Raw genomic sequence first — 13,402 nt, 5'->3', positions numbered from 1 at the left:
TCAACCCTCCTCGAACTCGAACTCCAGCGAGTCGATCGTGCGCTGGTACTTGTCCTTCAGCTCGGCCTCGCTGTCCGCGCCGACGTAGACGAACGCCAGCTCGAAGCTGTAGCTGTCCTGGGCGTCCATATCGGACAGACGCTGGCCCTCGGCGGGCACGATGTCCACCTCGACGCCGGGGATCTCCCGCTGCAGCCGCTGCATTTCCTCCTGGGTCGGGACGTGTTTGACGATACCGTCGGTGAAGCGGCGGTGGTACCACTTGGCCGCGATCTTGTACTCGCCCTCGTCGTGCGGCATCTCCGGGCGGCGGCCCAGTCCCAGCTCGATCATGTTGTAGTGGTCGGGCACACCGTCGACGTCCTCGAACATCTCGGCGTGCGACTGCGAGTGCCGCGGGTTGATCTCCAGCAGCTTCACCTCGCCGGTGTCGGGCCGGCAGAAGAACTCGATGGAGAACGTGGAGTTGTTCAGGCCGATCTGCTCGATGACCTTCTTGGAGACGTCGAGCATCTTCGCCACGATCGGCTCGGGCAGCTGCGAGGGGTACTGGTGGCGCAGGAACGACGAGCTGTCCGGGTAGTTCAGCGAGTCCAGCGCGCCGTAGACGACGACCTCGCCGTCGTGGACGTAACCCTCGGTGGCCGCCTGCTGGCCGGTCATCTCCTCCTCGGCGAGGGCGGCGAGCGCTCCCGCCTCGGCGATCTCCGGCGGGATGTCGACGCCGGTCACCTGGTCCAGGATGTACTGGAACGGCTTGCCCACGCGCCCGATCCCGGCGCGGATCTCCTCGACGGCCTTGACGAAGTCGTCCTCGTCCTTGACGTGGAAGGCCAGTTCGGAGGAGAACGACTTGACCGGCTTGAGCCACATGGGGAACGACAGTCCCGCCGGTGGTTTCGGGTCGCCGTCGAGGTCGACCAGCGCGAAGTTCGGGATCGCGTCGGTGGCTTTCCGCTGTTCCAGGCGGCTCCAGTACTTGTGCTCGCACTTGAGCACGCCTTCGAGGTTCGGGGTGGGCAGGCCGTAGCGGCGGCCCAGGATGGGCACCATGGTGGTGACCGGGAAGTCCCAGTAGCCCACGATGGCGCCGATCTCGCCGTCGAAGGCGTCCAGCTCGGCCACGGCTCTGTCGATGAGGTCGGCGATCGGGATCTCGCCCTCCTGCACGTCTGCCTGCGTGAGGAGCTGGTGGTAGCGGTAGTTCTCCGCTCCCGGCACGCGTCGCAGGGTGCGCAGGTTCGCGTCGTCGAGTCCCAGCACGAAGATGTCGGTTTCACTCACCACGAACTGATCCCCGTTGTCGGAGTTCGGTAAACACCGCCGGGTGAGGCGGGTAACCTCGGCCACGTGCCCGATCTCAGCGAGTACCGGCGCAAACGCGATCCGAAGCGGACGCCGGAACCGATGCCCGACCGGGTGGTGCCGCGGGGCGACGACGACGTGTTCGTCATCCAGGAGCACCACGCCCGCCGGCTGCACTGGGACGTGCGGTTCGAGCGGAACGGGGTCCTGGTGTCGTGGGCGGTGCCGAAGGGGTTGCCGCAACGCCCCGGGCCGCCCCGGCTGGCGGTGCACACCGAGGACCACCCGCTGGAGTACGCGGCCTTCGAAGGGGAGATCCCGAAGGGCGAGTACGGCGGCGGAAAGATGTTGATCTGGGACCGCGGCACGTACGAGGTGCTGCACTGGAACGACCACAAGGTCGAGGTGGACCTGCACGGGTCGCGGGTGCGGGGCCGGTTCGTGTTCGTGAACAGCCACAAGGGTTCCGAGTCGCGGGACTGGCTGGTGCGGCGGGTGGACCGGGGCAGCGGGGAGGAGCTGCCGGAGTTCGTGAAGCCGATGCAGGCGCGGTCCGGCGCGCTGCCGCCGGATGACGACGGATGGGCGTACGAGTTCCGCTGGCAGGGCGAGCGGGTGCAGGTCCGGGTGGAGGGCGGGCGGATCACGGTGCGTGATCGGACGGGCGAGGACGTCACCGTGCGGTACCCCGAGCTGCGCGCCCTCGGCGAGTCACTGGGGGCGACGGAGGTCCTGCTGGACGGGGAGCTGATCGTGCTGGAGGAGGGCCGCCCGAGCCGGACGGCGCTGAAGACGCGGGTGTCGGCGGAGGCACGATCGGTGAAGCGCTTGGCCGAGCGATCGCCGGTGCTGTTCCTGCCGTTCGACGTGCTGCACGTTGATGGAAAGTCGTTGCTGGAGGTGCCGTACCGGAAACGCCGCGCGCGCCTGCGAAAGCTGAAGCTGGCGGGGGAGTATTGGCGAACGCCGGATTCGTACGAGGGCGGCGGAGCGGACGTACTGGCGGCGAGCCTGGCGAACGGCCTCGGCGGAGTGACCGCGAAGCGGCTGGATTCGGTTTATGAGCCGGGAAGAAGGAGTGAGGCCTGGCGGACCGTGGCGAAGTAGGGTGGTGGGCCGGCAAGGGGAGTGGGCCGGTACCCGGCTGACCGCGCGGCAGCCCTACGAACCGGAAGCCGGCAACGCAGGTGGCCGGGCAATCAACCTGACCGCGCGGCAGCCCTGCGAACGGAAGGGTCGCGTCCCGTGGAGTGGTGTAACTCGGTGCGTGAGGCTCTGCTGGGTTAGATCATGCCGTCATCAACTCGTGTGTGGCTACCTCGTCCTGGGTGGTGGGGTTGGTGAGCAGGGCCATGGTGTTGTCGGAGAGGTAGCGGCGGTCGTTGGTTTGCCATTCGTCGTGGGCCTCGACGAGGACAGCGCCGGCGAGGCGGAGCAGGGCGGCGGGGTTGGGGAAGACGCCGACGACGTCGGTGCGGCGTTTGACTTCCTTGTTGAGTCGCTCGAGCGGGTTGGTGGACCAGATTTTCTTCCAGTGCGCGACGGGGAAATCGGCGAAGGCGAGCAGGTCGGGCGCGGCGTCGCGCAGCATGGTTTCGACCTTGGCGGATTGCCGTCCGAGCATGCCGGCGATCACGTGGAGCTGCTCGCGCACCATGTCGGCTTTGGGTTGGGCGAAGATGGTGCGGATCGCGGCGGCGACCATCTCGGAGCTGCCTTTGGGAACCTGGGCCAGCACGTTGCGCAGGAAGTGAACCCGGCAGCGTTGCCAGGCCGCGCCCAGCAGGACCGCGGAGATGGCCTGTGTCAGGCCGGTGTGGGCATCGGAGATGACCAGTTGCACCCCACCCAGCCCGCGGGCCTTGAGCGAGCGGAGGAAGGCGGTCCAGAAGGCGCCGTCCTCGGAATCGCCGACGGCGAAGCCCAACACTTCGCGCCATCCATCGGCGCGGACGCCGGTGGCGATCACCACGGCCTGGGACACGACGCGATGGTTGACTCTGGCCTTGCAGTAGGTGGCGTCGAGGAACACGTAGGGAAACGGCTGCTCGGCCAGTGACCGGTCGCGGAACGCGCCCACCTCGGTGTCCAGGTCGGCGCAGATCCTGCTCACCTCGGACTTGGAGATGCCGCTGTCCGCGCCGAGGGCTTTGACCAGATCATCGACCTTGCGAGTGGAGACGCCGTGCAAGTAGGCCTCCATCACCACCGCGAACAGGGCCTGGTCCACCCGACGGCGCCGCTCCAGCAGCGACGGGAAGAACGAGCCGGTGCGCAGCTTCGGTATCCGCAGCTCCAGATCCCCGGCCGTGGTCGACAGCGTGCGGGTGCGGTGCCCGTTGCGCTGAGCGGTGCGGTGCTCGGTGCGTTCGTGCAGGGCTGCGCCGATGGTCTCGGTGAGCTCGGCCTCGATCAACGCCTGATAGATCGTCTCCGCCGCCTGACGGACACGATCCCCAACATCGGCGACCTTGAGTGCATCCAGAACTTCGAGCAGGGCAGACTGGTCCAGGGCCATCGCGTGATACCTCTCTACGGGTTCCTTGGCGGGTTCCTGCAGAGACTCACGCGATGGCCCCCTCCACGCGGCCAGCCACGCCGAACAGACCCGAACTTCCACCACCACCGGGGACACGACCACCGGAAGCCGGCAACGCAAGCGGCCCGGCTACGCCCAGGGCCGAAGCCTTCTGCATGACCGGCGGCCGGCAACGCAAGTGGACCGACTACCCCAACCAGACCTCCCCCGCCCCCGATCCACAGCCGGTCTTTGGTCGGGGTCTATCCCGTGATCGGTGTTTCTGGCGGTTCGGTTAGTAGGTTTCGGCGGCCGGCCAGCGGTCACCGAAGGTGATGGCGAAGGCGTTGAGTACGGGTTTCCAGCGCATCGTCCATCGGGCGCGGCCTGTGCCGGTGGGGTCCAGGCTGCGGGTCACAAGGTACAGGCACTTCAGGGCGGCCTGCTCGGTTGGGAAGTGGCCGCGGGCTCGCACCGCCCGCCGGTAGCGGGCATTGAGCGATTCGATCGCGTTGGTCGAGCAGATCATTTTTCGGATCTCGACGTCGTAATCGAGGAACGGCACGAACTCGGTCCAGGCGTTGCGCCACAGTCGGACCAGCGCCGGATACTGCGCAGACCATTTGTCGTCCAGTTCCTGCAACGCCACTTCCGCCGCTGTCGCGTTGGGGGCCTCGTACATGGCTTTGAGGTCCCGTTTGAGCGCGTCGGTGTATTTCCGGGAGGTGAGCCGGAACGAATTGCGGATGAGGTGGATGATGCAGGTTTGCACGATCGCGGCCGGCCAGACTTGTTCCACCACCTCGGGCAAGCCTTTCAAACCGTCGCAGACGAGGAAGAACACGTCCTTCACGCCGCGGTTTTTCAGATCGACCAGGACGCTCATCCAGAACTTGGCGCCCTCGCCGCCGCTGCCCGCCCACAGGCCGAGCACGTCCTTACGGCCGTCCACGGTGACACCGATGGCGGCGTAGAAAGGCCGGTTGGCCACCTGGCTGTCGCGGACCTTGACCACGATCGCGTCGATGAACACCGCGGCGTAGACGACGTCGAGCGGACGGCTGGCCCAGTCCTGCATCTCCGCCACGACCTTGTCGGTGATGCGGGAGATCGTTTCCTTGCTCACCGAGGCGCCGTAGATCTCGGCGAAATGCGCCGAGATTTCACCGGTGGTCATCCCCTTCGCATACAGGGACAGCACGATCTCGTCCACATCGGTGAGCCGACGTTGCCGCTTCTTCACAATCTGCGGCTCGAACGTGGATTCCCGATCCCGCGGAACCTCGATCTCCACCTCGCCGGCCGCGTCCGAGAGCACCGTCTTCTTCCGGGTCCCGTTACGCACATTCGCCGAATCACGCCCCGGCTCGGCACGATGCTTCTCATGTCCGAGGTGCTCGGTCATCTCCTCATTCAGCGCGGTTTCCAACACGTTCTTGGTGAACAGCTTCAACAGCCCGTTCGGGCCGGTCAGCTCCAGCCCCCGCTGCCGGGCCTCGGCCACCATCGCCACCGCAGCGGCCTGCTCCGGTGACAACCGCTTCTCACTCTTACGTGGAGTCACAGCCCCAGATGTCATCACTCACAGTGCCCATCCCGCCGGACCTCAGCCCGGCGTGTCGGGCCAGAAACACCGATCTTGAAACAGTCCCTTTGGTCGCCGAGCAGGCGTGTCAAGGTACTCTTTCCCGCCTTGACACGCCTGCTCGGCGACTGAAACACAATCAGGCATCGGGGGCGGGGGTGGTCGGAAGGTGACCTTTTGGCGCCGTAGGCGCCATCCGCCCGTAGGGCGGGCTCTTCGCCTGCCCAACGTCACCTCTAAAGATCAAAAGATGTCCTCGCCGGACGGGCAGGCTCCGGGATGACCAAGGGGTGCCTCGTCTCGCCTTGGCGAGGTGGTCGCTGTGTGGTCATCCCGTCGCCTTCCGGTTTGTGCATATCACTTTGAGCCAGGCCCGCAAGGTTGGCATGGTCGGCCGCCGGAGAGAGCCCGGGTTGCGGCCCTGGCTCAAAGTGATCGTCACGTGTCAGGCGACGGGATGACCACCCAGCTACCTTGGGTTCGAAGATCCGCGCTGCGCGCCCTCCGGTGCGTTTCGGTTTCGTTGCTCCGGGGCAATCTGGGCCGTGAGCATCGAGCTGCCTGAACCCCGTTCCCTCTGGGTGGAGACCGCTCCGGCGCCGGACCGGGGTGGGCGTGATCTGCCCGCCGAGGCGGACGTCGTCGTGATCGGGGCCGGCATCGCGGGTCTCACCACCGCCTACGGGCTCGCCCGCGCCGGACGGCAAGTCGTCGTCCTCGAGGCCGCCGAGGTGGCCTCCGGCGTCTCCGGCCACACCACCGCCAAGCTCTCCGCCCAGCACGCCCTCAAGTACGCCACCCTCACCTCCCGCAAGGGCAGGCAAGCCGCCACGCGGTACGGGCGCGCCCAGCTGGAGGCGATCGAGTGGGTGGCCCGCACGTCGTCCGAGCTGGGCATCGACTGCGGCTTCGTCCGGCGGGACAGCTTCGTCTATTCCACCGACACCGCCCAGCTCGGCAAGCTCCAGCAGGAGGCCGAGGCCGCCGCCGAGGCCGGGTTGCCCGCGGACTTCGTCGAGCACGTCGATTTGCCGATCACCACCGTCGGCGCGGTCCGGTTCGTCGACCAGGCCCAGTTCCACCCCCGCCGCTGGCTGCTGGGCCTCGCCGACGCGATCGAGCAGCTCGGCGGCCGCATCGTCGAGCGGGTCCGCGCCCGCAAGCTGGACGAGCGGCCCACACCCACCGTGCACACCGACCGCGGCCAGGTGAAAGCCCGCGACGTCGTCGTGGCCACCCACTACCCGATCTTCGACCGCGGCCTCTACTGGGCCCGCCTGGACATCACCCGCGACCTCGTCGTCGCCGGGGACGGGCAGGCGCCGCCCGGGGTGTACCTCGACGCGGTCACCCACCGCTCCATCCGCGGCCACACCGAAGTCGACCGCCACTACGTCATCGTCGGCGGCGAGCACTACCGCACGGGTGAACCGGTCGACGTCGAGGCCCGCTACCGCCGCCTCGCCGAGGCCGCCGCGACCTTCGGCGTCACCAAGGCCACCCACCGCTGGTCCGCCCACGACATGACCACCCTCGACAACGTCCCCTACATCGGCCGCTACCACCCGGCCACCCGCAACGTGTGGGTGGCGACCGGCTTCGGCCAGTGGGGCATGACCGGCGGCACCTCCGCCGGGCTCGTCCTGACCCAGCTGATCACCGGTGGCGACCACCCCGCCGCGAGCCTCTACGACCCGAACCGCTTCGACCTGAAGTCCTCGGTCACCCTGGCCGAGGACGGCGTCAAGGTCGGCAAGCAGTACGTCACCGGATACTCCCGAGCCCTCACCGCCACCCCCGACGACCTCGCCCCGGGCACCGCCAAGGTGTCCCGCCGCGGCGCCGACGTCGTCGCCTCCTACCGCGGCGAGGACGGGCAGCTGCGGGAGGTCAGCGCCCGCTGCACCCACCTGGGCTGCGTGGTCGCGTTCAACAACGCCGAGAAGACCTGGGACTGCGCATGTCACGGATCGCGATTCGCCACGGACGGCTCGGTGATCCAGGGCCCGGCGACCCGGCCACTGCCGCCGGCCTGACCATCGGCGTCGAGGAGGAGTTCCTGCTGCTCGACCCCGCCACCGGCGCGACCCTGCCACGCGCGGCCGCGATCCTGGCCGCCGACCCGCCCCTGCCGCCCGGCGCGAAACTGCACCGCGAGCTGCGCGCCACCCAGGTGGAGACCGCGACCGGCGTGTGCACCGAGGCCGGCCGCCTGCGCGAACAGCTCGTGATGAACCGCACGGCCCTCACCGACGCGGCCCGCGTGCACGGCGCCGTCGTCGCCTCCTGCGGCACCCCGGTCCTGTCCGGACCGTCCACATCGGAGAACCAGGACGGCCGCTTCGGTGACATCGACCGGATCTACCGCGGCATGGTCGCCGACTACGAGGCGTGCGGCTGCCACGTCCACGTCGGCGTGCCCGGCCCGGAGGCAGCCGTCGCGGTCATGAACCACCTGCGCCCGTGGCTGCCCACGCTGCTCGCGCTGTCGGTGAACTCGCCGTTCGACCGCGGCCGCGACACCGGCTACGGCAGCTGGCGGATGGTGCAGCAGTCCCGCTTCCCCGGCGCGGGAATCCCGCCGCGCTTCCGCGACCACGCGGCCTACCGCGCCGAGGTGCGGCGGTTGGTGGACTGCGGTGCGCTGGTCGACGAGTCGATGTCGTTCTGGCTCGTCCGCCCGTCCTCGTCGTTCCCGACGCTGGAGTTCCGCGTCGCCGATGCCGCGTCCACAGTGGACGAGGCGGTTCTGCAGGCCGTGCTGTCCCGCGCCCTGGTGCGCCGCGCCCTCGCCGAGGACACCGCGCCGCCGGAAATGTCCGAACAGGTCGCCGCGGCCGCGTTGTGGGCCGCGGCCCGGGACGGGATCGACGGCGAGGGAGTCCACCCGCTGCGCGCCACCCGGATGCCGGCCTGGCAGCTCGTCACCGAACTGGTCGACCACGTCGCACCCGCGCTCGACGAAACCGGTGACCGGGAGCTGGTGGCGATCACCCTGGAACGCCTGCGCCGCGAGGGCAGCGGCGCGCGACGGCAGCGCAAGGCCGCCGCGGCCGGCCTGCCCGCGCTGCTCGCCACCCTCACCCACCAGGGTTGACCAGCACCGGGCCGGGGTAACCGTCCGTCGTGACGACTGCCATGACGCTTTCGGCTGCCCTCCCGGCAGCCAGGGGACCGCTCTCCGCGGCCGTGATCGAGGCCCTCGGCCGAGACGAGCGCGGGGACTTCCCGGAACTGCCCGAGACGGTGGCCGCCGACCCCTTCGGCGAGGACCTCCAGCTCGCCCTGCACGTCTGCTACGAACTGCACTACCAGGGGTTCACCGGGGTCGACCCGGACTGGGAGTGGGACCCCGACCTGCTGCGCCTGCGCGCCGCCATGGAGCGGGTGTTCCTGGCCGCCCTGCGCGCGCACACGCCCGGCGGCGACGACGTCGAGGAGGCGCTCGCGCCGCTGCTCGTCGAGCCGGTGAACGGCACCGGCCTGTCGCAGTTCCTCGCCGCCGAGGGCACCTGGGACCACCTCCGCGAGTACTTCGTGCTGCGCTCGATCTACCACCACAAGGAGGCCGATCCGCACGCGTGGGTGATCCCGCGGCTGCGCGGCAAGCCGAAGGCGGCATTGGTGGCCGTGGAGTTCGACGAGTACGGCGGCGGCCGCGCCGACCAGGTGCACGCCCAGCTCTACGCCGACCTGCTCGACGGCGCCGGGCTGAACTCCGACTACCTGCACTACCTGGAACACGCCCCGGCCTGCATGCTCGCGGTGGTCAACATGATGTCGCTGTTCGGCCTGCACCGCCGGTTCCGCGCCGCGCTGGCCGGGCACTTCGCCGCCGCCGAGATCACCACCGCGCCCAGTGCCCAGCGCATGGAGAAGGCGTTGCGGCGCCTGGACGCCGACGAACGGTGCCGGTACTTCTACACCGAGCACATCGAGGCCGACGCGGTGCACGAGCAGATCATGCGGCGTGACGTCCTCGGCGGCCTGCTGGCGACCGAGCCGGAACTGGCCGGCGACATCGTGTTCGGCATCCAGGCCACCGACCTGGTGGAGCAGCGCTTCGCCGACCACGTGCTGGGCGCCTGGCAGGAGGGCCGCAGCGCGTTGCGCGAGCCGTTGTAGACCTACCCGGTGCTCACCCGCCGCGCGCGGCGGGTGAGCACCAGCACCACGGTCAGGACGAGGAACCCGGCGGCTCCCGCCACTCCCGCCTCGAACGGTGGCCCGGGGATCGGCTCCACGACGGTCCCGCCGGCCGCCGTGCCGATCTCACAGCCCCGCGCGCTGATCGCGGCGCTGAAGTCCTGTCCCTCCAGGCAGCGCTTCGCCTCCAAAGCGGTCACCGCCGCCCAGGCCACCAGCCCGCCGCAGAGCGACATCGCGGTGAGCAGGACTGCGAGCGGCGGTTTCACGGCCGCATCCTACTGGGGGCGGGAAACCTCAGTTCCGCACGCGCTTGCGATGGCTCGTGTCGCAGAAGGGGTACCGCTTGCTGCGGCGGCACGCGCACAACGCCACCACGAACCGGTCCGAGCGCGCGACCGTCCCGTCGGGCATCTCCAGCTCCACCGGGCCCTCCACGAGCACGGGCCCGCCGTCGACGAGCGTCACCTTGCGGGGCTCAGCGTTCCGTCCGATCGGCACGGATCACCACCAGTTCCTCGTGTCGCTGCCCCGGCGCGATGAGCCCGGAGCGTTCCAGGAAGTCGACGCGGCCACGCAGCACCGGGCCGAACGGCTCGATCGCCCGCGCCACCACGGAGGTCTTCAACCCGTTGTCCCGCAGCATCTCCACCGTCTGGCGGGTACCGCACAGCGACGAATGGACCACCAGCATCGTCCCACCGGGGGTGAGCAGGTCGTAGGCCCGGTCGCACAGGCAGTCCAGGTGCTTGCGCCCGTCCACGCCGGCGTCCCAGGCCAGCGCCGCACCGTCGGGGTCCTCGCCCGACTCGCACGGCACGTACGGCGGGTTGGCCAGCACCACGTCGAACGGCGCGCCCTCGATGGTCCGCGAGAGGTCGCCGTGCCGCACCTCCACGGGGAGCCCGCGCACCCGCGCGTTGAACCGCGCGCTCAGCACCGCGGGCAGGTACCGGTCCACCGCGGTCACGCTCGCCGCTCCATTGCGGACCGCGGCGATCGCCAGCGCGCCGGTGCCCGTGCACACCTCGAGAACCCGCGCGCCGGCCGGCAGGCGCGCTTCCCGCATCGCGCGCATCAGCAGCCAGGTGTCCGCCTGTGGCCGGTACACCCCGGGAAGTCTGAGCAGTTTCACCTGTTGCAGGTACCACCAGGAGGAGAAGTCAAACGTTGTCCAGCAGGCGGACGACCGCGCGCTCCAGCACCTCCCGGTCCTCGTCGCCGCGGATGCCGGTGTGGCCGAGCCGGTGCACCGCCGAGGCGATGGTCCTGCCGCGCGCGTGCGCCTCCACGATCCGCGGGTCCACATAGGACTTCCGGCACACCGCGGGGGTGTTGCCCAGCTCCTCGGACACCTCGCGCATCACGGCGGCCTGCGTGCGTTTCAGCCCGCGCTGGGACTTCACCTCTTCGGCTGCCGCGAACGCGGTGGCGGCGAGCACGGTCGCGTTCCACGTCCGCAGGTCCTTCACGGTGAAGTCGTCCCCGACCATCTCCTTGAAGCGCTCGTTGATCTCGTCGGCGTGCACCTCGTGCCAGCCGTTGGGTGTGCGGTACACGAACAACCGGTCGCTTCCCGTCCGCGCGCGGCGCAACGCCTTCACCGCCGCGGCCAGTTCGGCGTCGCTCAGCGTGATGTTGCGTTCGATCCCGCCCTTGGCGGGGTAGCAGAAGGTCAGCTCGTCCCGCTTGACGGTGACGTGCTCGCGCAGCAGGGTCGCGGCCCCGTAGGTGCCGTTGTTCTCGGCGTACTCCTCGCTGCCGACCCGGAAGACGCCCCGGTCGATCATCCGCAGCGCCGCCGCCAGCACGCGCTCGCAGCCCAGACCCGGCTTGACCAGGTCCTCGGCGACCCGCCGGCGCCACTGCGGCAGCCGCTTCGCCAGCTCGACGACGCGCTCGTGCTTCTCCTCGTCCCGCTCCTGGCGCCAGCGGTCGTGGTAGCGGTACTGGCGGCGGCCGGCGTCGTCGGTGCCCACCGCCTGGATGTGACCGTTCGGATACGGGCAGATCCACACGTCGCGCCACGCCGGCGGCACCGCGAGGCTCTTGATCCGCTGCAGGGTCTCCTCGTCGCGCAGCGGCTCCCCCTCGGGGGTGAAATAGCGAAAGCCTCGGCCACTGCGCCGCCGCCGGATGCCGGGCTCGGAGAGCTTGCTCTTGCGCAGCCGCATGGCCATCAGGTGATTTCGCCGCAGGCGCTGGTCACGGCGTCGAGGTCGGGGTAGGTGGAGTCGGGGATCGCGCCCAGGTGCCCGAGCGTGCTGTCGTCCGCGCCGTGGGCCGTGGCCTGGCGGATCAGCTCGGCCCGATCGCACGGGAAGTCCACATCGGACAGCAGTGCGCGGAGTCGTTCCGGGTCGGGCGTGGTCATGGCCGCCGGATACCCCACGTCCACTGCGGCAAACGGGTGCTCGGGCAGACCGGTCTGTCCGGCCGGTTCCGCACCCGGTCCGGCGGGGCTATCATCGGCGCGCCATGACCACCACGCTGCCCGCCGGTGCCCGTGAGCGGATCCTGACGACCGCTTACGAGCTGTTCTCGCGCCGCGGCATCCGCGCCGTCGGCGTGGACGAGGTGATCGCGCGGTCCCAGGTGGCCAAGGCGACCCTGTACCGGCACTTCCCGTCCAAGGACGACCTCGTGCTGGCCTTCCTCGACCGGCGCGAGCAGCTGTGGACCGTCGGCCTGATCGAACGGCAGGCCCGCGCCCGCGGCGAGACGCCGGAGGGCCGGCTGCTGGCGATCTTCGACGTGCTCGACGACTGGTTCCGCTCGCCCGAGGACTTCGACGCGTGCGCGTTCGTCAACGTCCTGCTCGAGATGGGTGCCGACCACCCGCTCGGCCGGGCCTGCATCCGGCACCTGGACACCATCCGGGACATCGTGGCCGGGCTGGCGCGTGAGGCCGGGCTGGCCGAGCCCGAGGACCTCGCCCGCTCCTGGCACCTGCTGATGAAGGGCGCGATCGTCTCCGCCGCGGAGGGTGACACCGATGCCGCCCTCCGGGCCCGCGACATGGCGCGCGACCTGCTGGCCCGGCACCGGAAATAAGCCCGCGACCGGCGTGGTTGCGACCGGTATGACAACCGATGGTCGTGGCCGGGTCCGGACCGAGCCGGGCACCAAGCGCGTACGGGCGGTCTTCGGCGGGCAGGTCGTCGCCGACACGTTGCGCCCGCTCATGGTGTGGGAGGTTCCGTACTACCCGGCCTACTACGTCCCGCGGGCGGACGTGCGCGGCGATTACCTGGTCGCCACCGGCGAGACGGCGCATTCGCCGAGCCGGGGCGACGCCGATGTGTTCACCGTGCGGGTGGGCGGCCGCGAGGCGGCCGGCGCGGCGCTGGAGTACCAGGACTCGCCGCTGGAGGCGCTGAAGGGGCACGTGCGGCTCGACTTCGCGGCGATGGACGCCTGGTTCGAGGAGGACGAGGAGATCTTCGTGCACCCGCGCGACCCGCGGACGCGCGTCGACATCCTCGCCAGCTCACGGCACGTGCGCATCGAGATCGACGGCGTGACCGTGGCCGAATCCCGCAGCCCGCGGCTGCTGTTCGAGACCGGCCTGCCGACCCGCTACTACCTGCCCAAGACCGACGTGCGGCTGGACCTGCTCGAACCCAGCGACACCATCACCCGCTGCCCGTACAAGGGCGAGGCGGAGTACTACTCGGTGCGCGTCGGGGACGCTTTGCACGAGGACGTGGTCTGGTACTACCGGACGCCGCTGCCGGAGAGCCAGAAGGTGCAGGGGCTGGTCGCGTTCTACGACGAAAAGGTCGACGTCTACCTGGACGGCGTGAAGCAGGAGCGCCCGAAGACCAAGTTCGCCTGACGGCCTACCC

At 69.8% G+C, this 13,402-nt stretch carries 14 protein-coding genes; 6 read left to right on the top strand and 8 right to left on the bottom strand.

Going from position 1 to position 13,402, the window contains the following annotated elements:
• The gene (locus L1857_RS27305) at positions 1–1,284 is read right to left on the bottom strand and encodes an ATP-grasp domain-containing protein (RefSeq protein ID WP_205413385.1); all 1,284 of its coding nucleotides are present in this window, start codon (positions 1,282–1,284) and stop codon (positions 1–3) included.
• Between the two features lie 66 nt (positions 1,285–1,350).
• Between L1857_RS27305 and L1857_RS27300 the strand changes: the two genes are divergently transcribed.
• Positions 1,351–2,412 carry a DNA polymerase ligase N-terminal domain-containing protein gene (locus L1857_RS27300; protein WP_116113894.1) on the top strand — a complete coding sequence of 354 codons (1,062 nt, stop codon included), beginning with the start codon at positions 1,351–1,353 and terminating at the stop codon, positions 2,410–2,412.
• Positions 2,413–2,593: 181 nt separating this feature from the next.
• Here L1857_RS27300 and L1857_RS27295 read toward each other — a convergent pair whose 3' ends face one another.
• Both L1857_RS27295 and L1857_RS27290 read right to left on the bottom strand, forming a co-directional pair.
• A complete protein-coding gene (locus L1857_RS27295) occupies positions 2,594–3,823 on the bottom strand; it encodes an IS256 family transposase (RefSeq protein ID WP_094008309.1) in 1,230 nt (409 codons plus the stop codon).
• Positions 3,824–4,118: 295 nt separating this feature from the next.
• Positions 4,119–5,330, bottom strand: coding sequence for an IS256 family transposase (locus tag L1857_RS27290; RefSeq protein ID WP_429728364.1), 1,212 nt, complete (start codon positions 5,328–5,330; stop codon positions 4,119–4,121).
• A 623-nt stretch (positions 5,331–5,953) separates the two neighbouring features.
• Between L1857_RS27290 and L1857_RS27285 the strand changes: the two genes are divergently transcribed.
• The 3 genes from L1857_RS27285 to L1857_RS27275 are packed head-to-tail and all read left to right on the top strand — an operon-like array spanning position 5,954 to position 9,533.
• The gene (locus tag L1857_RS27285; RefSeq protein ID WP_249466670.1) at positions 5,954–7,444 is read left to right on the top strand and encodes an FAD-dependent oxidoreductase; all 1,491 of its coding nucleotides are present in this window, start codon (positions 5,954–5,956) and stop codon (positions 7,442–7,444) included.
• Positions 7,369–8,505, top strand: a complete 1,137-nt coding sequence (locus L1857_RS27280) for a carboxylate-amine ligase (protein WP_116109944.1) — start codon at positions 7,369–7,371, stop codon at positions 8,503–8,505. The genes L1857_RS27285 and L1857_RS27280 overlap by 76 nt, the downstream gene beginning before the upstream one ends.
• 41 nt (positions 8,506–8,546) lie before the next feature.
• On the top strand, positions 8,547–9,533 hold the full coding sequence (locus L1857_RS27275) for an iron-containing redox enzyme family protein (protein ID WP_162830985.1): 987 nt from the start codon (positions 8,547–8,549) through the stop codon (positions 9,531–9,533).
• 2 nt (positions 9,534–9,535) lie between these two features.
• On the opposite strand, the gene L1857_RS27270 is transcribed toward L1857_RS27275, so the two are convergent.
• From L1857_RS27270 to L1857_RS27250, 5 genes are read right to left on the bottom strand one after another with little or no spacing between them, the layout of a single operon-like run.
• Positions 9,536–9,823, bottom strand: coding sequence for a hypothetical protein (locus L1857_RS27270; RefSeq protein WP_094008305.1), 288 nt, complete (start codon positions 9,821–9,823; stop codon positions 9,536–9,538).
• A gap of 28 nt (positions 9,824–9,851) precedes the next feature.
• Positions 9,852–10,055 carry a CDGSH iron-sulfur domain-containing protein gene (locus L1857_RS27265; protein ID WP_094008304.1) on the bottom strand — a complete coding sequence of 68 codons (204 nt, stop codon included), beginning with the start codon at positions 10,053–10,055 and terminating at the stop codon, positions 9,852–9,854.
• Positions 10,033–10,689, bottom strand: a complete 657-nt coding sequence (locus L1857_RS27260; protein WP_094008303.1) for a HemK2/MTQ2 family protein methyltransferase — start codon at positions 10,687–10,689, stop codon at positions 10,033–10,035. The genes L1857_RS27265 and L1857_RS27260 overlap by 23 nt, the downstream gene beginning before the upstream one ends.
• A gap of 28 nt (positions 10,690–10,717) precedes the next feature.
• Entirely contained in the window at positions 10,718–11,728 is a 1,011-nt protein-coding gene (locus L1857_RS27255) for a DNA topoisomerase IB (RefSeq protein WP_094008321.1), read from the bottom strand.
• A gap of 5 nt (positions 11,729–11,733) precedes the next feature.
• On the bottom strand, positions 11,734–11,928 hold the full coding sequence (locus L1857_RS27250; RefSeq protein WP_094008320.1) for a DUF2795 domain-containing protein: 195 nt from the start codon (positions 11,926–11,928) through the stop codon (positions 11,734–11,736).
• Between the two features lie 104 nt (positions 11,929–12,032).
• Here L1857_RS27250 and L1857_RS27245 point away from each other — a divergent pair, with 104 nt between their 5' ends.
• Positions 12,033–12,608, top strand: a complete 576-nt coding sequence (locus L1857_RS27245) for a TetR/AcrR family transcriptional regulator (RefSeq protein WP_094008302.1) — start codon at positions 12,033–12,035, stop codon at positions 12,606–12,608.
• 28 nt (positions 12,609–12,636) lie between these two features.
• Positions 12,637–13,392: a DUF427 domain-containing protein gene (locus tag L1857_RS27240; RefSeq protein WP_094008301.1), complete on the top strand. Its 756-nt coding sequence runs from the start codon at positions 12,637–12,639 to the stop codon at positions 13,390–13,392.
• The last annotated feature ends 10 nt before the right edge of the window (positions 13,393–13,402 follow it).

Source organism: Amycolatopsis thermalba, from assembly GCF_023376025.1.
GTDB classification, from domain to species: domain Bacteria; phylum Actinomycetota; class Actinomycetes; order Mycobacteriales; family Pseudonocardiaceae; genus Amycolatopsis_E; species Amycolatopsis_E thermalba.
Note: the sequence above shows the minus strand (reverse complement) of the source record. Positions and strands in the feature narration are given on the sequence as shown.